The organism is Mycobacterium sp. ITM-2016-00317 (assembly GCF_002968295.1).
GTDB lineage: Bacteria > Actinomycetota > Actinomycetes > Mycobacteriales > Mycobacteriaceae > Mycobacterium.
The window spans coordinates 308,755-330,318 of sequence record NZ_CP134399.1 but is presented as its reverse complement, the minus strand read 5'-3'; the positions used below and the strand labels follow the sequence as shown (position 1 = coordinate 330,318).

15 protein-coding genes and 3 pseudogenes are annotated in these 21,564 nt (G+C 70.9%); 10 read left to right on the top strand and 8 right to left on the bottom strand.

The features are described from left to right. Positions 1–47: 47 nt before the first annotated feature. Positions 48–839, top strand: a complete 792-nt coding sequence (locus C6A87_RS01565; protein ID WP_311115667.1) for an SDR family oxidoreductase — start codon at positions 48–50, stop codon at positions 837–839. A gap of 80 nt (positions 840–919) precedes the next feature. Here the strand turns inward: C6A87_RS01565 and C6A87_RS01560 are convergent. Next, positions 920–1,147: pseudogene (locus C6A87_RS01560) on the bottom strand (dihydrodipicolinate reductase); the annotation flags it as partial. A gap of 239 nt (positions 1,148–1,386) precedes the next feature. Here C6A87_RS01560 and C6A87_RS01555 point away from each other — a divergent pair. Continuing rightward, on the top strand, positions 1,387–3,222 hold the full coding sequence (locus C6A87_RS01555) for an acyl-CoA dehydrogenase (RefSeq protein ID WP_311115666.1): 1,836 nt from the start codon (positions 1,387–1,389) through the stop codon (positions 3,220–3,222). 67 nt (positions 3,223–3,289) lie between these two features. Here the strand turns inward: C6A87_RS01555 and C6A87_RS01550 are convergent, their stop codons facing one another. The 3 genes from C6A87_RS01550 to C6A87_RS01540 all read right to left on the bottom strand — a co-directional run bounded on the left by C6A87_RS01550 (position 3,290) and on the right by C6A87_RS01540 (position 6,125). Beyond that, complete coding sequence (locus C6A87_RS01550; RefSeq protein WP_311115665.1) at positions 3,290–3,565, bottom strand: hypothetical protein; 276 nt, start codon at positions 3,563–3,565, stop codon at positions 3,290–3,292. 185 nt (positions 3,566–3,750) lie between these two features. Beyond that, entirely contained in the window at positions 3,751–4,680 is a 930-nt protein-coding gene (locus tag C6A87_RS01545; RefSeq protein ID WP_311115664.1) for a TIGR03564 family F420-dependent LLM class oxidoreductase, read from the bottom strand. A gap of 143 nt (positions 4,681–4,823) precedes the next feature. After that, positions 4,824–6,125, bottom strand: coding sequence for an acetyl-CoA C-acetyltransferase (locus C6A87_RS01540; protein ID WP_311115663.1), 1,302 nt, complete (start codon positions 6,123–6,125; stop codon positions 4,824–4,826). 161 nt (positions 6,126–6,286) lie between these two features. Here C6A87_RS01540 and C6A87_RS01535 point away from each other — a divergent pair, with 161 nt between their 5' ends. Beyond that, a complete protein-coding gene (locus C6A87_RS01535) occupies positions 6,287–7,648 on the top strand; it encodes a 3-oxoacyl-ACP reductase (protein ID WP_311115662.1) in 1,362 nt (453 codons plus the stop codon). Beyond that, the gene (locus tag C6A87_RS01530; protein WP_311115661.1) at positions 7,645–8,499 is read left to right on the top strand and encodes a MaoC/PaaZ C-terminal domain-containing protein; all 855 of its coding nucleotides are present in this window, start codon (positions 7,645–7,647) and stop codon (positions 8,497–8,499) included. Before C6A87_RS01535 ends, C6A87_RS01530 begins: the two co-directional genes overlap by 4 nt. A 20-nt stretch (positions 8,500–8,519) precedes the next feature. On the opposite strand, the gene C6A87_RS01525 is transcribed toward C6A87_RS01530, so the two are convergent. From C6A87_RS01525 to C6A87_RS29130, 3 genes are all read right to left on the bottom strand, one after another. Beyond that, the gene (locus C6A87_RS01525) at positions 8,520–9,149 is read right to left on the bottom strand and encodes a TetR/AcrR family transcriptional regulator (protein ID WP_311115660.1); all 630 of its coding nucleotides are present in this window, start codon (positions 9,147–9,149) and stop codon (positions 8,520–8,522) included. Positions 9,150–9,214: 65 nt separating this feature from the next. Then, positions 9,215–10,204 carry a glycoside hydrolase family 3 N-terminal domain-containing protein gene (locus C6A87_RS01520; protein ID WP_396836970.1) on the bottom strand — a complete coding sequence of 330 codons (990 nt, stop codon included), beginning with the start codon at positions 10,202–10,204 and terminating at the stop codon, positions 9,215–9,217. 22 nt (positions 10,205–10,226) lie between these two features. Then, the gene (locus C6A87_RS29130; RefSeq protein ID WP_396836969.1) at positions 10,227–10,430 is read right to left on the bottom strand and encodes a hypothetical protein; all 204 of its coding nucleotides are present in this window, start codon (positions 10,428–10,430) and stop codon (positions 10,227–10,229) included. Positions 10,431–10,563: 133 nt separating this feature from the next. On the opposite strand from C6A87_RS29130, the gene C6A87_RS01515 reads away from it, so the two are divergent. From C6A87_RS01515 to C6A87_RS01500, 4 genes and pseudogenes are all read left to right on the top strand, one after another. Further along, on the top strand, positions 10,564–11,052 hold the full coding sequence (locus C6A87_RS01515; RefSeq protein ID WP_311115659.1) for a universal stress protein: 489 nt from the start codon (positions 10,564–10,566) through the stop codon (positions 11,050–11,052). Between the two features lie 45 nt (positions 11,053–11,097). Then, the gene (locus tag C6A87_RS01510; protein WP_003933939.1) at positions 11,098–11,271 is read left to right on the top strand and encodes a DUF2613 domain-containing protein; all 174 of its coding nucleotides are present in this window, start codon (positions 11,098–11,100) and stop codon (positions 11,269–11,271) included. A 4-nt stretch (positions 11,272–11,275) separates the two neighbouring features. Further along, complete coding sequence (locus C6A87_RS01505) at positions 11,276–15,460, top strand: alpha-(1->3)-arabinofuranosyltransferase (RefSeq protein ID WP_311118148.1); 4,185 nt, start codon at positions 11,276–11,278, stop codon at positions 15,458–15,460. A gap of 1 nt (position 15,461) precedes the next feature. Beyond that, positions 15,462–16,924: pseudogene (locus tag C6A87_RS01500) on the top strand (AMP-binding protein). Positions 16,925–17,011: 87 nt separating this feature from the next. On the opposite strand, the gene C6A87_RS01495 reads toward C6A87_RS01500, so the two are convergent. Then, complete coding sequence (locus tag C6A87_RS01495; RefSeq protein WP_311118147.1) at positions 17,012–18,121, bottom strand: acyltransferase; 1,110 nt, start codon at positions 18,119–18,121, stop codon at positions 17,012–17,014. A 269-nt stretch (positions 18,122–18,390) separates the two neighbouring features. On the opposite strand from C6A87_RS01495, the gene C6A87_RS01490 reads away from it, so the two are divergent. After that, on the top strand, positions 18,391–19,593 hold the full coding sequence (locus C6A87_RS01490; RefSeq protein WP_311115658.1) for a DUF3068 domain-containing protein: 1,203 nt from the start codon (positions 18,391–18,393) through the stop codon (positions 19,591–19,593). A gap of 32 nt (positions 19,594–19,625) precedes the next feature. Next, positions 19,626–21,388: pseudogene (locus tag C6A87_RS01485) on the top strand (hypothetical protein). Positions 21,389–21,564 lie beyond the last annotated feature (176 nt).

Below are 21,564 nucleotides of genomic sequence, written 5' to 3'. Positions count from 1 at the left end.
GTTGCGCCGGGTAGCCTGCGCCTCGTGGTGACCACCGAGGAGCAGGCATGACGAAGGCAGTGTTCATCACCGGTGCGGCCACCGGGATCGGGCGGGCGACGGCACTGCTGTTCGCCCAGCGCGGATACCTGGTGGGCGGTTACGACATCGACGAGGACGGGCTGCGCGTGCTGGCCGCCGACATCGCTGCAGTGGGCGGCAGGTCGGTCGTCGGGCATCTCGACGTCACCGAGGCCGCTGAGGTCGCGCAGCGACTCGGCGAGTTCGCCGACACCGCGGGCGGGCGACTCGACGTGCTGATCAACAACGCGGGGCTGCTGCACGCCGGGCGGTTCGAGGAGATTCCGCTGCAGGCCCACCACCGGGAGATCGACGTCAATGTCAAAGGCGTGGTGAACTGCCTGCATTCGGCGTTCCCGTACCTGAAGAAAACCCCGGGCGCGGTCGTGGTGAACCTGTCGTCGGCGTCGGCGATCTACGGGCAGGCCGAGCTGGCCGACTACAGCGCCACCAAGTTCTTCGTCCGGGCGATCACCGAGGCACTGAACCTGGAGTGGGCCCGCGACGGGATCCGCGTCCTCGACATGTGGCCGCTGTATGCGAACACCGCGATGACCAAGGATGTGAAGACCGGCACCACGCAGTCCCTCGGCATCCGGCTGACCGCCCAGGACATTGCGACCGACATCGTCGCCGCCGTGGAGGCGCCGTGGCCGCGGCGTCTGGTGGCCCAGGTGCACTTCCCCGTGGGCGCGCAGGCCAAAGCGCTGGCGCTCGGCGCGCGCTTCTCCCCTGCCTGGCTGACCCGGCTGGTGAACAAGCGCCTGGCGGGAAGCTAGGTCCAGCGGGTGGCTTCCACCTCCGGCGGCAGCGGCGGGTGCAGTGGGGCGTCGAGCCCGTCGTAGACACCCGGCTTCTGCGCGGCCAGCCAGCTGATCGCGCCGAGCACCGCGTCGACGTCGGTGGTGGCCTCGACCCCGGCCGGCGTGGACAGCCCGGCGAAGGACGCGGCATCGCGGCCGGCCTTGTCCGGTGAGGACGTCAGCACCCCGGTCAGTTCCAGCCCGGGAAACGCCAGGGCGGACCGGATCGCGGTCGCCCCCGTGTTGCCCGTCCCCCATACCGCCACCGCGGTCGCCGCACGCATCTCGACACCCTAGCGGCGGGCATAGTGAGCAGCATCACAGATCGGAGAAACCCCAGCTCAGAGAGGAGATCGGGGGCCTAGTGGCACCCCGGCCAACCGCTGGGTTGGTTACGGTTCGGAAATTGCCCGGAGTCGCCTTGCGTTCAAGTTACCGGGCGGTATAGTTTCACGCAGTTACTGGTGGGTAACTTAGCCGCAAGTACCCAACCGCAGGTGGCGTTCTCGACGAGGAGGAACCCGTGAGCCATTACAAGAGCAACGTTCGTGACCAGGTGTTCAACCTGTTCGAGGTGATGGGTGTCGACAAGACGCTCGGCCAGGGCAGCTACTCCGATCTGGACGCCGACACCGCCGCCGAGATGCTGGCCGAGATGGCCCGCCTCGCCGAGGGCCCGGTGGCCGCATCGTTCGAGGACGGCGACCGCAACCCGCCCGTCTTCGATCCCAAGACCCACACCGTGACGCTGCCGGAGTCGTTCAAGAAGTCCGTACGCGCCGTGCTCGAGGGCGGCTGGGACAAGATCGGCGTCGACGAGGAGCTCGGCGGCACGCCGATGCCGCGCGCGCTGTTCTGGGCCATCCAGGAACACATCCTGGGCGCCAACCCCGCCGTCTACATGTACGCGATGGGCGCCGGATTCGCCGACATCTTCTACCACCTCGGCACCGAAGAGCAGAAGAAGTGGGCCAAGCTCGCCGCCGACCGCGGCTGGGGCTCGACCATGGTGCTCACCGAGCCGGACGCCGGCTCCGACGTGGGCGCCGGCCGCACCAAGGCCGTCCAGCAGCCCGACGGCACGTGGCACATCGACGGCGTGAAGCGGTTCATCACCTCCGCCGACTCCGATGACCTGTTCGAGAACATCATGCATCTGGTGCTGGCCCGCCCCGAGGGCGCAGGCCCGGGCACCAAGGGACTGTCGCTGTTCTTCGTGCCGAAGTTCCACTTCGACCCGGAGACCGGCGAGCCCGGCGAGCGCAACGGCGTGTTCGTCACCAACGTCGAGCACAAGATGGGCCTGAAGGTCTCCGCCACCTGCGAGCTGTCGCTCGGCCAGCACGGTGTGCCTGCCGTGGGCTGGCTGGTCGGCGAGGTGCACGAGGGCATCGCGCAGATGTTCGACGTCATCGAGCAGGCCCGCATGATGGTCGGCACCAAGGCCATCGCGACGCTGTCCACCGGTTACCTGAACGCGCTGGAGTACGCCAAGGAGCGGGTCCAGGGCGCCGACATGACGCAGATGACCGACAAGACCGCGCCGCGCGTGAGCATCACGCATCACCCGGACGTCCGTCGCTCGCTGATGACCCAGAAGGCCTACGCCGAGGGCCTGCGTGCGCTGTACCTGTACACCGCCTCGCACCAGGACGCCGAGGTCGCCAAGGCGCTGTACGGCATCGAGCCGGACCTGGCGGTGAAGGTCAACGACCTGCTGCTGCCGATCGTCAAGGGCGTGGGCTCGGAGCAGGCGTACGCCAAGCTCACCGAGAGCCTGCAGACCCTGGGCGGTTCCGGCTTCCTGCAGGACTACCCGATCGAGCAGTACATCCGTGACGCCAAGATCGACTCGCTGTACGAGGGCACCACGGCCATCCAGGCGCAGGACTTCTTCTTCCGCAAGATCGTCCGCGACAAGGGTGTGGCGCTGGCGCACGTGGCCGGCCAGATCGAGCAGTTCGTCAAGGCCGAGGCAGGCAACGGCCGGCTCAAGGCCGAGCGCGCCCTGCTGGCCACCGCGCTGGAGGACGTGCAGGGCATGGCCGCGTCGCTGACCGGCTACCTGATGGCCTCGCAGGAAGACCCCAAGAGCATCTACAAGGTCGGCCTGGGCTCGGTGCGCTTCCTGATGAGCGTCGGCGACCTGGTCCTCGGCTGGCTGCTGCAGAAGCAGGCCGCGGTGGCGATCGACAAGCTCGACGCCGGTGCCACCGGTGAGGACCGCGCGTTCTACGAGGGCAAGGTCGCGGTGGCATCGTTCTTCGCGAAGAACTTCCTGCCGCTGCTGACCAGCACCCGGTCGGTCATCGAGAACCTCGACAACGAGGTCATGGAACTGGACGAAGCGGCTTTCTGATCCCCTTTCCCGCTTCGGTTCGCGAGACGCCCCCGGACTCTTCCCGGGGGCTTCTTGCGTTCCTGGGCTATTTCTCGGCGCGCCGGCTCCTGGTGACGGCGACCAGTCCGGCGGCCAGGAAAGCCAGCGCGACGACACCCAGCGCGTAGCGGGACCAGCCGAACCGGTCGGCGGCCAGCGCGGCGAAGAATGCGGCGCCGGCGACCATCGCCGCCCCGGAGTACTGCCGGGTCTGGCGGGCGCGCTTGGCGGGGTTCGCCTCGCGGGGCACGACGACCGCGTAGACGAGCAGCCCGAGGAACGCCACGAAGGTGAGGAGCTGCAGGATCCCGAGGACCGTCATGGCCTACTTTGTACCGCGGCCCGGGCACAAGGGCGGGTTCGGGAGGACTTTGGGCGCGTCTCATGTGGGTCGCGCGACCGGCTTTCATCCCTCACCGGCTCTTCGATCAAGTCACTCCCGAACCCGTCGTACCTTCGATGCTACCCCTGGTGTGACGTGGGTAACAGGGTTGCCAGAGGTTTTTTTCAGCCCGCCTGCCGCAGGTCGCGCAGCAGCGCGCGAGTCCGGTCCCGGCCATCGGTCGAACCGTCGAACACCGCGGCGACGTACTCGTCGACGCCCGCCTCCCGCAGCTCGGCCAGCCGGTCGCGCACGGTCGCCTCGTCACCGATGATCGCGGCGTCCTCCGGACCCGCATAGCCCTCCCGGTCCAGCATCGCGCGGTAGGACGGCAGCGTGCCGTAGACGGCGAACTGCTCGGCGGCCTGCCTGCGTACCCCGTCGACGTCGTCGGTGACGGCCACCGGCAGCGACGCGACGACCCGCACCGCGCCGTCGGGGCGGCCGGCGTCGGCGGCGGCCTGACGCAAGGTCGGGTTGACGTGGTCGCGCAGCGTTGCGGGTCCGGTCATCCAGGTGCAGGTGCCCTGGGTGCGACGGCCCGCCACCCGCAGCATCTGCGGGCCCAGCGCGGCGATGTAGACGTCGGGCCTCGGCGCGCCGGGGATGACGAGTGCGCCGCGGGTGGTGACGGTCTCGCCGGTGGCGTTCGCGGGTTCGCCGGCCAGCAGCGGCAGCAACCCGTCGAGGTACTCGTTGAGTCTGCGCACCGGCCGGTCCCACGGGATGCCCCACATGCCTTCGGTGACCGCGGCGTGGGTCATGCCCAGCCCGAGGATGAACCGCCCACCGGAGGCCAGGCTGACGGTCAGGGCACGCTGCGCCATCTGCATCGGGTGCTGGTTCTGGATCGGCACCACACCGCTGGCGACCTCGATCGTGTCGACCTCGTGCAGCGCGACCGCGAGCACGGTCAAAAGGTCGGGCTCGTAGGGCAGCTGGCTGATCCACACCCGGGCGAAGCCCTCGTCACGAAGCTCGCTGAGGTAGGCGATGGTGGCGTCGATCGGGTTGCCGGGGAGACCGCTGAGCTGTCCGAACATGCTGATCTGCATGGCCCTCAAAATAGGGGCTGAAAGTAAGAGCCCCGTGTTGCCGTCGGGTCGGGGGGTCAGACGGCAACACGGAGCTATCCCATGTATCGGCGCCCTCTCCGAGGGCGTTACAGCGCCCGGAGAAAGTTTTCTCCAGAAGGTTCTCAGGCCTCCAGGATCGCCGTCACACCCTGTCCGCCTGCGGCGCAGACCGAGATGAGGCCACGCACCGGCTGGCCCGTTTCGGCCTTTTTCTCGGCGAGTTGCTTGGCCAGCTGAGCGACGATCCGGCCGCCGGTCGCGGCGAACGGGTGCCCGGCGGCCAGCGACGACCCGTTGACGTTGAGCTTGGAGCGATCGATGCTGCCGAGCGCGCCGTCCAGGCCGAGCCGCTCCTTGCAGTACTCGTCGGACTCCCACGCGGCCAGCGTCGCGAGCACCACCGACGCGAACGCCTCGTGGATCTCGTAGTAGTCGAAGTCCTGCAACGTCAGCCCGTTGCGGGCCAGCAGCCGCGGCACCGCGTACGTCGGCGCCATCAGCAGTCCGTCGCGGCCGTTGACGTAGTCGACCGCCGCGGTCTCGCCGTCGACGAAGTAGGCCAGCACCGGGATCGACCGCTCGGCGGCCCACTCCTCGGAGGACAGCAGCGCCACAGACGCGCCGTCGGTCAGCGGGGTGGAGTTGCCCGCGGTCATCGTCGCGTCCCCGTTGCGCACTCCGAACACCGGCTTGAGCTTGGCCAGCTTCTCCGGCGACGAGTCCGGCCGCAGGTTGTTGTCGCGGTAGAGCCCGAGGAACGGGCTGACCAGATCATCGAAGAATCCGCGATCGTAGGCGGCGGCCATGTTGCGGTGGCTGGCCGCGGCCAGCTCGTCCTGATCGACCCGCTTGATGCCCATCTCCTTGGCGGTCACCGCGGCGTGCTCCCCCATCGACATGCCGGTGCGCGGCTCGCTGTTGACGGGGATCTCCACGCCGAGCGACGCGGGCAGTTTGCCGACGAGCTTGAGCCGCTCGACGTTGGACCGCGCCCGCCGCAGGCCCAGCAGCACCTGGCGCAGGTCGTTGCCGAAGGCGATCGGTGCGTCCGAGGCGGTGTCAACACCGCCTGCCGCCGCCACGTCATATCGCCCGCGGGCGATGCCGTCAGCCGCGGCGATCGCGGACTGCAGCCCGGTGCCGCACGCCTGCTGCAGGTCGAACGCGGGCGTGTAGGACGACAGCGAGCTGCCCAGCACGCATTCGCGCATCAGGTTGAAGTCGCGGCTGTGCTTGAGCACGGCGCCGCCGATGACGGCGTCCAGCTTCTCGCCCTTGAGGCCGAAGCGGTCGGCGAGCCCGTCCAGCACCGCGGTGAACATGTCCTGGTTGGATGCCATGGCGTACGCGCCGTCGGAGCGGGCGAACGGGATCCGGTTGCCGCCGAGCACGGCCACCCGGCGGGTTGTCTTGGTCTCGGCCATGTCTGCCTCCCGGCCTCGCGAGGTTGGTTGGGTGTTGAGCGTCATACTACCCACCGTTCTTACTCTGGAGTAAGTTCGGTGATGAACGCGACAGGCGGGTACCCGTCGGCGGTCGCCGTACAACACCCGGATCTTTCAAGGTCACCAGAAAGGGCAGCGCCGTGGCTTCCGATCTCCTCTCCCAAGTCGTCAACTCCGGGCCGGGTTCCTTCCTGGCCAAGCAGCTCGGAGTGCCCCAGCCCGAGCCGCTGCGCCGCTACAAGCAGGGCGAGGCACCACTGGCCGGCTCGCTGCTGATCGGCGGCGAGGGCCGGGTGGTGGAACCGCTGCGGGCCGCGCTGGCCGAGGACTACGACGTGGTCGCCGCCAACCTCGGCGGACGCTGGGCCGACTCGTTCGGCGGCCTGGTCTACGACGCCACCGCACTGTCCGAGCCCGAAGACCTCAAGGGTCTCTACGAGTTCTTCACGCCGCTCCTGCGCAACCTCGGCCACTCGGGCCGCGTCGTCGTCATCGGCACCACCCCCGAGGAGACCGCGAGCGTGCACGCCCGCACGGTGCAGCGTGCGCTCGAAGGCTTCACGCGCTCGCTGGCCAAGGAGCTGCGCAACGGGTCGACGGCGACGCTGGTGTACCTGTCCGCCGACGCCAAGCCCGCCGCGACGGGCCTGGAGTCGACGCTGCGGTTCGTGCTGTCGGGCAAATCGGCCTACGTCGACGGGCAGGTGTTCCGGGTCGGGGCGGCCGACGCGACCCCGCCTGCAGACTGGGATCGCCCACTCGACGGCAAGGTCGCCATCGTGACCGGCGCGGCCCGGGGCATCGGCGCGACGATCGCCGAGGTGTTCGCCCGCGACGGCGCCAAGGTGATCGCGGTGGACATCGAAGACGCAGCGCAACCGCTGTCCGAGGTGGCCACCAGGATCGGCGGGACCGCGCTGACACTGGACGTGACCGCCGCCGACGCCGTCGACCGGATCGCCGAGCATGTCCGTGAGCACTACTCGGATTTCGGGGGCAAGCTCGACGTCCTGGTCAACAACGCGGGCATCACCCGCGACAAACTGCTCGCCAACATGGACGAGTCCCGCTGGGATTCCGTGATCGCGGTCAATCTCATTGCGCCGCTTCGCCTTGCCGAGGGACTCGTGGACAGCGGGCTGATCGGCGACGGCGGTCGCATCGTCGGGTTGTCGTCGATGGCCGGCATCGCAGGCAACCGCGGACAGACCAACTACGCCGCCACCAAGGCGGGGATGATCGGGCTGACCGACGCGCTGGCGCCCCGCCTGGCCGAGAAGAACATCACCATCAACGCCGTCGCACCCGGTTTCATCGAGACCAAGATGACCGAGGCCATCCCGCTGGCCACCCGCGAGGTCGGCCGCCGGCTGAACTCGCTGTTCCAGGGCGGGAAGCCGGTGGACGTCGCCGAGGCCATCGCCTACTTCGCCAGCCCGGGGTCGAATGCCGTGACCGGCAACACGATCCGGGTGTGCGGCCAGGCGATGCTGGGGGCATGACGGTGAGCGATCAGCAGCCCTCCGGGCTGAAGAATCTGGCGCGCGCCGCGGTCGGCGCGCTCCCGCTGGTGCGCCGCGGCGACACCCTGCCCACCCGGACACTGACCGTCGAGGACCTGTCCGTCGACCCGGTCAACGTCGCCGAGTACGCGAAGGTCACCGGCCTGCGGTTCGACAACGCGGTGCCGCTGACCTATCCGTTCGCGCTGACCTTCCCCACCGTGATGTCACTGATCACCGGCTTCGACTTCCCGTTCGCCGCAATGGGTTCGGTGCACCTGGAGAACCACATCACCCAGTACCGGCCGATCGCGGTGACCGACACGGTATCGGCGACCGTGCGCGCCGAGAACATGCGCGAGCACCGCCGCGGTCTGCTCGTGGACATCGTGACCGACGTGAAGGTCGGCAATGATGTCGCGTGGCACCAGGTCACGACGTTCCTGCACCAGCAGCGCACCAGCCTGTCCGACGAGCCGAAGGCGCCGCCGCAGAAGCAGCCCAAGCTGCCCCCGCCGAACGCGGTGCTTCACATCACCCCCGGGCAGATCCGGCACTACGCCTCCGTCGGCGGCGACCACAACCCGATCCACACCAACGCCGCGGCGGCGAAGCTGTTCGGCTTCCCGACCGTGATCGCGCACGGGATGTTCAGCGCGGCAGCAGTATTGGGCAACATCGAAGGCCAGCTGCCGGACGCGGTGAAGTACTCGGTGCGGTTCGCCAAACCGGTGGTGCTGCCCGCGCGGGCCGGGCTCTACGTCGACCGCACGGCCGAGGGCTGGGACCTGACTCTGCGGCACCTCACCAAGGGCCACCCGCATCTGACGGGCACCGTCACCGGCTTGTGACGACCGCCGGCGGCGATGAGCTAGCTGGTGGGGACCGCGGTGGCGTCGACGTCCACCGCGGTCGGCGCGCCCTTGAGGCCCCGCCAGAACAGGTTGATCATCAGCTCGGCGGCTTCATCGACGCCGGCATCCCCGGTGCTCACCCGCGACGCGATCGCCTCGCCGGCGCCGACCAGCGCGACCGCCATCAACTCGAAGTCGGTGTCGGGTTCGGGGAACTTGGTGCCCGACCGAAGCAGCCGGCCGACGAGCTCGATGATGCGCTCGCGGCCCTCTCGCACGGTGTGGGCGAACGCCTGCGAACTGGTCGCCTGCGTGTACAGCACCATCCACGAGGCCCGGTTGGCGTCGATGTACTTCAGGAACGCCAGCACCGCGGTGCGCAGCAATTCCTTGGGGGCGGCGCTGAAGTCGATGTTGCTGCTCACCTCGTCGACGAACCGGCCCAGCTCCCGGTTCAGGCACGCCCCGAACAGCTCCTCCTTGGAGCCGTAGTACAGGTACAGCATCGGCTTGCTGATCTGCGCCTCGGCGGCGATCGCGTCCATCGACGTCTCGTGGTAGCCGTTCACCGAGAAGATCTCCACCGCGGCGTCGAGCATCTGCTGTTCCCGCACGGCACGTGGCAAGCGTTTGGTTCCACCTGCCATTGAGCGTGCCTTCCTGACCGACGAGCGACGAGCGTCCTACTCCAGGGTAAGCACTAGTCGACGGTTCAGCCGCCGCAGCGCGGCGAAAGTCCCTTCATCGCGATGATCCGCATCACGGACTCGTCGATGCGCGGCATGGTCAGCTCCCCGGCCGCGACCGCCTGCTCGAGCCGGTCCAGCACCGCGGGCACCTCGGCCGTGCTCAGCCACAGCGCCACGTCGGCCCCGGCCTGCAGGCTGCGCAACACCGCGTCGGCGACGCCGAGGCGGTCGGTGATGGCCTGCATGCCGGACAGGTCGTCGGTGAACACCGGGCCGCCGAACGGCGGGCCGCCGTAGTCACCCGAGCGCAGCAGCGCGTACGCGGGCGGGCTGAGGCTGGCGGGCTCGCTGCCGGTCAGGCCGGGCACCTCCATGTGGCCGACCATCACCCCGACCGGGGCCTGCGTGGTCAGCGTGCGGTACGGGATCAGGTCGTGGTCGAGCAGATCGGCCAGCGGCGGGGTGACCACGCCGCCGGTGTGCGTATCGCCGTTGCCGCTGCCGTGCCCGGGAAAGTGCTTGAGCACCGGAACCAGGCCGGCCTGGCGCAGGCCGCGGGCGTAGGCGCCCGCATAGTCGGTGACCTGGGCCGGATCCGCGCCGAACGACCGGTCGCCGATGACGCTGCCGTCGGGGGCGTCGGTGATGTCCACGACCGGCGCGAAGTCGATCGTGATCCCCATGTCCCGCATCTTGCGGCCGCGCTCGAACGCGATCTGCTGTACCTGCTCCGGGGTGCTGGTGGCGGCCAACCGGCGCGGCGAGGGCTGCGCGCCGATCAGTCCGGCCAGCCGCGACACCCGGCCGCCTTCCTCGTCCACACTGACGGCCAGCGGCAGCGGGGTGGCGTCGGCGGCGAGGCCGGCCAGTGAGCCGTCGGTCAGCATCGACAGGTCCGACCAGCTGCCCACCATGACGCCGCCGACCCGGTGGGTCTCCGACACCGAGCGGGCGTCCGCGGCGCCTGTGACCCCGACCATCAGCCGCTGGGCGAGCTTGTCGCGGGTCGACATCGCCGCGACGACGGCCGCCGGGTCACCGCACGCCGGCGCGGCCCGGCGCGGCAGGCGCGGGGGCCGCGGGCGGGGCCGGTGCGGGACCGGCCGCCATCGACGGCGTCGCATGGGTCACCGACGGGCCGGCCGGGTCGGGCTCGGCGGACGACGTGCATCCGATCAGGAGCGCCGAAGCCGCGAGCACTCCGATGAGGGCATTCGGGACGGTTCTTGGCGCAGACATATGGTCCGACGATAACGGCACAGGACGCGTCAGGCCACGTCCTGGTCGGCGGCGGTTCGAGAAAAGGCGTCCTGATCTGAGGCCGCGACCAAATATTCTGTTCGGTGATGACGGCCGACGGATAGGAGAGGCGATGACGGGTTCGCTACCCCGCGACCAGAAGAGCGTGATGCTCATCGCCTTCGACGGCTCACCCACCGCGCGCTCCGCCGTGCACTACGCGGCCCGTTTCCTGACCGCCGACCGGTTCGTGGTGCTGACGGTGTGGTCGCCGCTGGACCGCGGTTCCGAACCGTCCGGTTACCGCTACGACCTGGACGGACCGCCCGATCCGGGCAACGACGACGAGATCGACATCGCGCTGGCCGAGGCGCAGCGGATCAACGACGAGGGCCTGGATCTGGCCCTGGCCGCCGGTCTGGCCGCAGAACCGCTGCGGCTGGCGGCCAACTTCACCGTGTGGCAGACGATCATCGAGGCCGCCGACGACCTCGACGCCGACCTGATCGTCACCGGAACCCGCGCGACCACGGGTTTTCGGTCACTGATCCAGTCCAGCGTGGCCGACCACGTGCTGCGCCGCGGGCACCGCCCGGTGCTCATCGTGCCGCCGCAGCCCTGATTGCGGCGCTCCGGCCGCTGACCAGCGCCGTGCTAGGTTGGCCGCATGGATCGGTTTCTCGTGCCCGCTGCAGCCAGCATCGTCGTCGGCCTGCTGCTCGGCGCGGCGGCCGTGTTCGGTGTGACGTTGATGGTGCAGCAGGACACGAAGCCTCCTCTGCAGGCGGGCGATCCGGCGTCATCGGTGCTCAACAGGGTCGAGTACGGCGACCGGACCTGACCTGATCCAGCCGCTGTCGCGGCGTTGGTTGTGGGTGTCCGCCGCGGCGGCACTGGTCCTGACTTTCGCCCAGTCGCCCGGCCAGATCTCACCCGACACCAAGCTCGACCTCACCGCCAACCCGCTGCGCTTCCTGGCGCGCGCATTCGACCTGTGGAACAGCGAGCTGCCGTTCGGGCAGGCGCAGAACCAGGCCTACGGCTACCTGTTCCCGCACGGCACGTTCTTCCTGGCCGGTGATCTGCTCGGCGTCCCGGACTGGGTGACCCAGCGGCTGTGGTGGGCGCTGCTGCTGGTCGCAGGGTTCTGGGGGATGCTGCGGCTCGCCGAGGCCCTCGGGATCGGCACCACCACCTCGCGGGTGCTCGGCGCGGTGGCCTACGCGCTGTCGCCGCGGGTGCTGACCACCATCGGGGCCATCTCGTCGGAGACGCTGCCGATGATGCTGGCGCCGTGGGTGCTGCTGCCGATCGTGCTCGCGCTCCAGGGCGGGTCCCGGGTGCGGGTGCTGGCGGCGCGGTCGGCGGTGGCGGTCGCGCTGATGGGCGCGGTCAACGCCGTCGCGACGCTGACCGCGTGCCTGTGCGCGGTCGTGTGGCTGCTGTGCCACCGGCCGAACCGGACGTGGCGCCGGTTCGTGGCGTGGTGGCTGCCGTGCGTGGCGCTCGCGGTGACCTGGTGGGTGATCGCGCTGCTGCACCTGGGCCGGATCAGCCCGCCGTTCCTGGACTTCATCGAGTCCTCCGGGGTGACCACGCAGTGGATGTCGCTGACCGAGATGCTGCGCGGCACCGGCGCGTGGACGCCGTACGTCGCGCCGACCGCCACGGCGGGCGCGCCGCTGGTCACCGGCTCGGTGTCGGTGCTGGCGACGACGCTGGTGGCCGCGGGCGGGCTGGCCGGTCTCGCAATGGCCAGCATGCCTGCCCGCGGCCGGCTGGTGACGATACTGCTGGTCGGCGTCGCACTGCTGGCGGCGGGCTACTCGGGCGGACTCGGGTCGCCGATCGCGCACTACGTCCAGACCTTCCTCGACGCCGAGGGCACCCCGCTGCGCAACCTGCACAAGCTGGATCCGCTGCTGCGGTTGCCGCTCGCCCTCGGCCTGGCCCACCTGCTCGGCCGGATCCCGCTGCCGGGCAGCGCACCGCGGCCGGTGTGGCGCAACGCGTTCGCCCACCCCGAGCAGGACAAGCGGGTCGCGGTCGGCATCGTGCTGCTGTGCGCGCTGACCGCGGCCACGTCGCTGGCGTGGACCGGCCGGCTCACGCCACCCGGCGCGTTCGACGACATCCCGCAGTACTGGCACGAGACCGCGGCGTGGCTGGACGACAACGACACCGGGGGCCGGGTGCTCGTCGCGCCCGGCGCCCCGTTCGCCACCCAGGTCTGGGGCAACAGCCACGACGAACCGCTCCAGGTGCTCGGCGACAGCGCGTGGGGCGTGCGCGACTCCATCCCGCTCACCCCGCCGGAGACGATCCGCGCGCTGGACTCGGTGCAGCGCCTGTTCGCCGCGGGCCTGCCGTCGGCGGGCCTGGCCGACACCCTGGCCCGGCAGGGCATCTCGTATGTGGTGGTGCGCAACGACCTGGACCCCGACACGTCGCGGTCGGCGCGGCCCATCCTGGTGCACCGCGCGATCGACGGGTCCCCGGGCCTGACCAAGGTCGCCGAGTTCGGCGACCCCGTCGGCCCCGGCACCCTGGCCGGCTTCGTCACCGACAGCGGGCTGCGGCCGCGCTACCCGGCGGTCGAGATCTACCGCGTGGACCGTCCCGGCTCGCTGGACCCGTATGTGGCCGACATCGACTCGATGCCCAGGGTGGACGGCGGACCCGAGGTGCTGCTGCGGCTGGACGAGCGCCGCAGGCTCGCGGGGCAGGAGCCGACGGGTCCCGCGCTGCTGACCCAGGACGCCGAACGCGCCGGGCTGCCCGTGCCGCTGGTGACGGTCACCGACACCCCCACCGCACGGGAGACCGACTACGGGCGCGTCGACGACCACTCGTCGGCCATCCGCGGATCCGACGACGCGCGCAACACGTTCAACCGGGTGCCCGACTATCCGGCCACCGGAGCCGACCTGGTGTACGGGCAGTGGCACGGCGGCCGGGTCTCGGTGTCCAGCGCGGCGTCGGACTCCACCGCGCTGCCCAACGTGTCGCCGTCCTCGGGCCCGGCGTCGGCGATCGACGGGGACGCCTCGACCAGCTGGGTGTCCAACTCGCTGCAGACCGCGCTGGGCCAGTGGCTGCAGGTCGATTTCGACCGGCCGGTCACCAACGCCACCCTCACCCTCACCCCGAGCGCCACCGCGGTCGGCGCGCAGGTGCGGCGTCTGGAGGTGTCGACGGTCAACGGCACCAGCACCGTGCGCTTCGACGAGGCGGGCAAGCCGATGACCGTGGCGCTGCCCTACGGCGAGTCGCCATGGGTGCGGATCACCGCGACGGGCACCGACGACGGATCGCCCGGGGTGCAGTTCGGTATCACCGACATCCACGTCACCCAGTACGACGCGAACGGGTTCGCCCACCCGGTGAACCTCCGGCACACCGTCGAGGTTCCTGCTCCGCCATCGGGTTCTGCTGTCGCGCAATGGGATCTGGGGTCCGAACTGCTGGGCCGGGCCGGCTGCGCGCAGAGCCCGACCGGGGCCCGCTGCGCCGCGGCGATGGCGCTGGCCGCCGAGGAACCGGTGAACCTGAGCCGGACGCTGAACGTGCCCGAGCCGACCGAGGTGACCCCGACGGTGTGGGTGCGTGGCCGCCAGGGACCCAACCTGGCCGAGCTGATCGCCCAGCCCGACACCACCCGGGCCTACGGCGACTCCGACCCGATCGACGTCCTCGGCTCGGCGTATGCGGCCACCGACGGTGACCCCGGGACCGCGTGGACAGCGCCGCAGCGCAGCGTGCAGCCGCACGCACCGCCGTCACTGGAGATCAAACTCCCTTCCCCGCAAGAGGTTTCGGCCATCCGAGTGACGCCGGGCGCGTCCCCGCTGCCGGCCGACCCGACCCTGATCGCGGTGGACCTCGGGGACGGGCCGCAGGTGCGCCGGATGACCGACGGCACCGAGACCTTCCGGCTGCACCCGCGGGTCACCGACACCGTGACGATGTGGTTGATGGACTGGGACGACGTGATCGACCGCACCTCACTGGGTTTCGATCAGTTGAAGCCGCCTGGCCTGGCGGAGGTGGTGCTGCTCGACGGACGCGGCGCCCCGATCGGGCCGGCCGACGCGGCGGCCAACCGCGCGCGGACGGTGACCCTGCCGTGCGGGCGCGGCCCGGTGATCGGCGTCGCGGGTGAGTTCGTGCAGACCTCGGTGACCGCCACCGTCGGCGCGCTGCTCGACGGCGACCCGATCCCGGCCCGCCCGTGCCGCACCGCGCCGATCCCGTTGCCCGCCGGGCAGCAGGAGCTCGTGGTCAGCCCTGGTTCCCCGCTGATCGTCGACGGCGTGCAGCTCGACACCCCGCTGGCCGACCGGATCGGCACGGCGCGCGCCACTGCGGTCACCGTCGACCGGTGGACCAGCGTCGACCGTGAGGTGACGGTGGAACCGTCGGAAACCGCGCGCGTCCTCGTCGTGCCCGAGAGCGCCAACCCCGGGTGGACCGCGCACACCGCCGACGGTGCCACGCTGGACTCGGTCACGGTCAACGGGTGGCAGCAGGGCTGGGTGCTGCCCGCGGGCAGCGGCGGCGCCGTGACGCTGAACTTCGCCTACAACGACACCTACCGGGCCGGGCTGATCGGCGGTCTGGCGCTGCTGCCGCTGCTGTTCGCGCTGGCGTTCCTGCCGATGCGCCGGCCGGGGGTGCCGACACCGGCCGCCGCGCCGTGGCAACCGTCCGCACCCGTCGTCGGCGTCGCGGTGGCGGCGGTCGCCGCCGTCGTGTCCGGGCTACCCGGGGTGCTGGTGGCCGGCGCCGCGGTCGGCCTCCGGTATCTGTTGCGCCGTCGGGAGCGGCTGCGCGACGCGCTGACGGTCGGTACCGCGGCGTTCGGGCTGATCCTGGCCGGGGCGGTGCTCAGCCAAAACCCGTGGCGCTCGGTGGACGGCTACGTGGGCCATTCGGCCGGGGTGCAGTTCCTCGCGCTGCTCTCGGTGGTCGCGGTGGGAGTTTCGCTGGTGTCGTTCCCCGGATCGGGGCGCACCCGCGAGGATGGCTGACATGGCAGCGCCCCTCGTCCCACCGATCGGCACCCAGGTCTCGGCGCTGGCCGCGCAGGCCCCGGAGGCCGCGGCGGTGACCTGCGACGGCGTCACGGTCACCCGCGGCGCGCTGGACGCCACCACCAACCGGCTGGCCCGCGCGTTCGCGTCGCTCGGAGTGGGGGTCGGCGACTACGTGACGATCGTGCTGCCCAACTCCCTGGACTGGGTGTACTCGGTGCTGGCCTGCTGGAAGCTCGGCGCGGTGCCGCAACCACTGTCGGCGCGGCTGCCCGACGCCGAGTTGGCCGCCCTGCTGCAGTTGCGCCGGCCGGCCCTGCTGGTCGGCCTGCCCGACCCGACCGGCGTCACCCCCACCATCACCGTGTCCGCCGCCGCGGACTTCCCGGATCATCCACTGCCCGAAGCGGTTTCGCCGGTGTGGAAGTCGATGGCCTCCGGCGGCAGCACCGGCAGGCCGAAGCTGATCGAGGCGGGCAACGACAGCCGGGTGCCGCCCGCGATCGGCTATCCGCTGGGCGCGCAGGAAGGCGACGTCAGCCTGCTCTCGGTGCCGCTGAGCCACAACACCGGGTTCACCAGCTTCGCGATCGGCCTGCTGCAGGGACACCACATGGTGGTGATGCCGCGGTTCGACCCGCACGAGTTCCTGCGGCTGGTCACCGAGCACCGGGTCACGTTCCTGACTACGGTGCCGACGATCATGCAGCGCCTGCTGCCGGTGTACCGCGCCGATCCCGGCGCCTACGACCTGTCGTCGCTGCGGCGGTTCTGGCACGTCGCGTCGACGTGCCCGCCCGCGGTCAAACAGGCATGGATCGAGTTGCTCGGCCCCGACGTGCTGTGGGAACTGTACGGCGGCACCGAGTTGCAGGCGCTGACGTTCATCTCCGGTGAGCAGTGGCTGACCCATCCCGGGTCGGTCGGCGTCGTGGTGGCCGGGGAGATGAAGGTCCTCGACGACGACGGCAACGAATGCCCGCCCGGGGTGACCGGTGAGATCTACATGCGCCCGGCGCCCGGCGGCCCACCTACCGCTACGTCGGCAGCACCGCGAAGTCCCGCGACGGCTGGGATTCGCTGGGCGATCTGGGCTACTTCGACGAGGACGGCTTCCTGTACCTCAACGACCGCCGGGTCGACATGTTCACCGTCGGCGGCCGCAACGTGTACCCGGCCGAGATCGAGTCCGCGCTCGCCGAGCATCCGCACGTGCTGTCGAGCCTGGCCGTCGGCGTGCCCGACGACGACCTCGGGCAGGTGCCGCACGCGCTCGTGCAGACCGCGCCGGACTCCGATCTGGACGCGGCCGCGGTGACGGCGTTCCTGGCCGGGCGGATCGCGTCGTACAAGGTGCCGCGGTCGGTGGAGTTCACCGACCGGCCGCTGCGCGACGACGCGGGCAAGGCGCGCCGGTCGGCGGTCCGCGACGACGTGATCGCCCGGCGGGCGCAGCCCTGACCCCTCGCCGGACCCCCGCCGAAATTGCATTCCACGCGGCAGAATCGGCCTACGAGCCGCGTGGAATGCAATTTCGGCGCAAGAGGGTTAACGCGCGACGGCGGGTTCGACCTCGTCGCTGACCGAGGAGTCCAGCGGCGTCGGGCGGTGGCGCCGCTCCCAGCGGCGCAGCGCGTTACGGCACGGCGACTCCACCAGCCCGTAGCTGACCGCGGCGATCGCGAAACCGAACACCAGGGTCAGCACCAACACCACGGTGAAGTGGCCGCTGAACGGGAACGCGCCGATCACCGGGAACACCATGGCCAGCGCGGCCAGGTGCCAGACGAACAGGCCGTAGGACCAGCGGCCCAGCGTGACCATCGTCGGGCTGCCCAGGATGCGGTGCGGGGTGTCGATCCGATCGAGCACCAGCGGTGCCAGCAGCGCGCCCGCGACCACCGCACCCATCGCGGTCTTCAGCGTCACCTGGCTCACCGAGCCCGGGTGCAGGCCCTCTCGGCCGGCCAGCGGGGACGCGGCGATCGCGAACGCCGTGACCGCCAGCAGCGCCATCAGCACCCGCTGCCGGGCCAGCCGGTGCGCCCAGCCGAGCGGGCTGACGGTCAGCTCCGCCAGCACCATGCCCGCGGCGAACCAGGAGAAGAACGCCGGCGGCCAGTTCCACAGGTTGTGCCCGGAGTCCGGGTCGAACGGGATGCGCACCCAGAACAGGCTGGCGAAGGCCACCGCGATGATCACCGGGATGCGGGCGCTCACCGGGATCCGGCGGGCGAGCAGGGCCAGCAGCGGCAGCACCAGATAGAAGCTCATCTCCACCGACAGGCTCCACATCTGCGTGAGGCCCGCGGTCAGCGTCAGCGGCACATAGATCTGGGTCAGCGTCAGGTTGGCCAGCCACACGGTGAAGTCGGCGTTGACGTCGGGCAGCAGCGTCATGATCACCACCACCGCGACCAGATAGCCCGGCATGATGCGCACGATGCGTGACCGCAGGTAGTGCCCGGTCGACGGGCGGGCCCGCAATCCGCGCGCCGCGGCCGCGTGGCCGCGCCACAACAGGAACCCCGACAGCGCGAAGAACACCGCGACGGCCAGGTCGAAGCGGCCCAGCACGCGTCCGGTCACGCCGCCGCTCTGGCCGGTCTGGAATGCGACGTGCGTAACGACGACCCCGATCGCCGCGCAGGCGCGCATGCCCTCGACGGCGGGCAGGAATCCGCGCGTGCCGCCGACGGCGCTCGAATCGCCCGTGGCTCTGGCGTCGCTCACGTCGAACAGTCTGCCCGCACCGGCGGGCCGGGGGTGAATCCGCACTGCGAACGGGTAGTCAGGCGCTACCGGTGAACGCTCGGCTAAGCGACGACCTCAACCTGTGCTGTTAGGGTCGAACCGGATTTCTGGGCGTCTGGCTGGGCGCCGCCGCCGCCACGCCCGTGGCGGCGTGCGCGAAGGGAGACACGGTATTGAACCGCGCAGTTGCGCTGAGGATCGCTGCGTGCGGAATCATGGGCCTCGGGGCTGCCCTGCTCATCGCTGCGCTGCTCTTGTCCACGTACACCCAGGGCAAGATCTCCAAGATTCCGCTCGACATCGACACCACTCTGGTCAGCGACGGCACCGCCACCGCGTTCGACCCGGCGTCGCTGCTCGGGGAGCGTTTCGTCATCAACGAGGACATCCCGGTGGTGATGCAGCAGCAGATCAGCGTGGAGTCGCCGTCGAACGCCGACGTCGTCACGCTGCAGGTCGGCACCACGGTGCGGCGTTCCGATCAGCAGCAGGACAACGGGTTGCTGCTGGCGATGGTCGACACCGTCACCGTGAACCGCTCCACCGCGCTTGCGGTGTCGAGCGAGACCAATCCCGGTGGCTCGGTGCAGAAGCCGCGCGCCATCGAGGAGGAGAACCCGCCGACCAACATCGCGCTGCCGCACGAGGGGCTGGCCTACCGGTTCCCGTTCGACACCGAGAAGAAGACCTACCCGGTGTTCGACCCGATCGCGCAGAAGGCGTACGACGCCAACTACGCCGGCGAGGAAGACGTCAACGGCCTGACCGCGTACAGGTTCACCCAGAACGTCGGGTTCGACTCCGACGGCGAGCTGGTCGAGCCGGTCAAGTACGCGTCGCTCTACGACGATGACGCCGACAGCCAGGTGACCGCCCGCGCGGAGCTGTGGGGCTTCGAGGGCGACCCCGAAGAGATGATCACGATGACGCGGTACTACGCCGCCCAGCGCACGTTCTGGGTGGATCCGGTCTCGGGCACGATCGTCAAGGAATCCGACCGCGGATTCCACTACTACGCCCGCGAAGCGACCAAGCCCGAGGTGACGTTCGTCGACTACACGGTGACCTCCAACGAGGAGACCGTCGAGGCCCAGGTGGCCGTCGCCCAGGACGAGCGGGACCGGGTCTCGCTGTGGGGCCGCATCCTGCCGATCACGTTCACCGCGCTCGGGCTGGTCGCGCTGGTGGGCGGGGCGCTGCTCGGCTCGTTCAGCCTGCGCTCCGAGTCGCTGATCGATCCCGGCCTCGACGACACCGGCAACCGGTTCTTCGGCAAGCGCGGCGACGACGGTGAACCGGTACCCGGCGCCGAGGCCATGACCGAGAAGCTGCCCGCGCAGCGACCTACCGATCTGCCGCCGGACCGACCGGTCTGATCCCGCCGGTCTCCGCGCCGTCCTGGCGCTCCCTGGTCGCACCGGGCTATGCGCTGGCGTTGACGCTGGCCGTGACCGCGCCGCTGCTGGCGCCCGGCTACCTGCTGCTGCGCGACGCGGTGTCCACGCCGCGGTCCTATCTGACCGACGCCGCGCTGGGGCTGACGCAGGCCGCGCCGAGAGCGCTGCCGCAGGATTTCGCGGTGGCGCTGGCCTCGGCCGTGCTCGACGGCGGCGTCGTGGTCAAGGGCCTGACGATCCTCGGCCTGTGGCTGGCGGGCTGGGGTGCCGCGCGGCTGGCCGCGGTGGTGCTGCCCGCCGCGGGCGTGGCCGGCCAGTGCGTGGCCGTCACGATCGCGATCTGGAATCCCTACGTCGCCGAGCGGCTGCTGCAGGGGCATTGGAGTCTGCTGGTGGGCTACGGCTGCCTGCCGTGGATCGCCGCGACGGTGCTGACGCTGCGGGGCGCGCCGAAATTGCATTCCACGCGCGAGAATGCGCATCCTGACCGCGCGGAACGCAATTTCGGCGGAATCGGGGCGCTGCTGTTCTGGCTGGCGCTGGCCGGTCTGACGCCGACCGGGCTGATGCTGGGTGCGACGACCGCGCTGGCGTGCGCGCTGGCGCCCGGCGCAGGCCGCGGTGGTGGTGTGCCGGGCTGAGCATGGGCGCCGCGGTGATGGCCGCGGCGCCGTGGCTGGTCGCGTCCGCGGTCTCCGGCGGGGCGGCGGGCGGCTGGGCAGGGGCGGTGGACCAGCGGCCCGGGATCGACGCGTTCGCGGCGCGTGCCGAGCCCGGTCTGGGCACCCTCGGCAGCCTGGCCGGCCTCGGTGGGATCTGGAACGCCGATGCCGTGCCCGCGTCCCGGACGTCGTTGTTCGCGGTGGTCGCGACGGCCGTGCTGCTGGCCGTGGTGGCGCTCGGGCTGCCCGTGCTGCTGCGCAGGCGGGCCGCGCTGCCGTTGCTGATCCTGGCGGCGACGTCGGTGGTGGGGCCGGCGCTGATGGCGACGGGCCCCGGCCTGGCGGTGCTGGAGACCGTGATCGACGCCGCCCCCGGCCTCGGGGTGCTCCGCGACGGGCAGAAATGGGTGGCGCTGGCGATGCCGGGCTACGCGCTGGCCGGCGCAGCGGCCGTCGTCACGCTGCGCCCCCGGCTGCCCGCCGCACTCACCGCCACGCTGTGCTGCGCCGCGGTGGTCGCCACACTGCCCGACCTCACCTGGGGGGTGGGCGGGCGCGTCACCTCCGTGCAGTACCCACCGGGGTGGTCGGCCGCCGCCGCGGTGATCAACGCCGACCCCGCGACGGTCGCGGTGCTGCCCGTCGACAGCATGCGCCGGTTCGCGTGGGCCGGTGACGCGCCGGTGCTCGACCCGCTGCCACGCTGGCTGCGCGCCGACGTGCTCAGCACCGGTGACCTGACCATCGCCGGGAAGAACGTCCCCGGTGAGGGCAGCAGGGCCCGCGACGTGCAGCAGATGCTGATCGCCGGGGCCGGGGCCGACGCACTCGCCGCGGCCGGGGTGGGCTGGGTGGTGGTGGAGAACCAGGCCGGTCAGGCGCCGCCGCTGGCATTGCCTAGCGCGTTCGCCGACGACGCGCTGACGGTGTACACGGTCGGCGGGGACACGCCCCGCTCGCCGGACCGTCCCGCGCTGCTCGCCGCGCATGCGGTGTGGCTCGCCGCGCTCGTCGCCGGGCTCATCGGGATGCTGGCCGGATCGCTGCGCTCACACCACCGCGCACGCCGTGGGCAGCAGGAGCTGGACCGGCCACAGCGCGGCCACCAGTAGGTAGGCCGCCAGGCCGCCGCCGGCCGCAGCCGCACCTGCAGGATGGTTTCCAGCTGCTGGACCTCCTCGAAGCGGAAGAACGCCCACCCCAGCCCGATGGTCACGTACGGGATCGCCAGCCACAGCCCGAGTTCGATGACGTCGGCGACCGACAGCTGCCGGGCCAGCAGGCTTCG

Excerpts from the sequence above, each read along its gene's own strand:
- C6A87_RS01520 (WP_396836970.1), bottom strand. The coding sequence starts at position 10,204 with ATGTCGACCCGCGACAAGCTCGCCCAGCGGCTGATGGTCGGGGTCACA.
- C6A87_RS01565 (WP_311115667.1), top strand. The coding sequence starts at position 48 with ATGACGAAGGCAGTGTTCATCACCGGTGCGGCCACCGGGATCGGGCGG.
- C6A87_RS01525 (WP_311115660.1), bottom strand. The coding sequence starts at position 9,149 with ATGGCAGGTGGAACCAAACGCTTGCCACGTGCCGTGCGGGAACAGCAG.
- C6A87_RS01515 (WP_311115659.1), top strand. The coding sequence starts at position 10,564 with ATGACGGGTTCGCTACCCCGCGACCAGAAGAGCGTGATGCTCATCGCC.
- C6A87_RS01545 (WP_311115664.1), bottom strand. The coding sequence starts at position 4,680 with ATGCAGATCAGCATGTTCGGACAGCTCAGCGGTCTCCCCGGCAACCCG.
- C6A87_RS29130 (WP_396836969.1), bottom strand. The coding sequence starts at position 10,430 with ATGTCTGCGCCAAGAACCGTCCCGAATGCCCTCATCGGAGTGCTCGCG.
- C6A87_RS01550 (WP_311115665.1), bottom strand. The coding sequence starts at position 3,565 with ATGACGGTCCTCGGGATCCTGCAGCTCCTCACCTTCGTGGCGTTCCTC.
- C6A87_RS01540 (WP_311115663.1), bottom strand. The coding sequence starts at position 6,125 with ATGGCCGAGACCAAGACAACCCGCCGGGTGGCCGTGCTCGGCGGCAAC.
- C6A87_RS01530 (WP_311115661.1), top strand. The coding sequence starts at position 7,645 with ATGACGGTGAGCGATCAGCAGCCCTCCGGGCTGAAGAATCTGGCGCGC.
- C6A87_RS01510 (WP_003933939.1), top strand. The coding sequence starts at position 11,098 with ATGGATCGGTTTCTCGTGCCCGCTGCAGCCAGCATCGTCGTCGGCCTG.
- C6A87_RS01495 (WP_311118147.1), bottom strand. The coding sequence starts at position 18,121 with ATGCGCGCCTGCGCGGCGATCGGGGTCGTCGTTACGCACGTCGCATTC.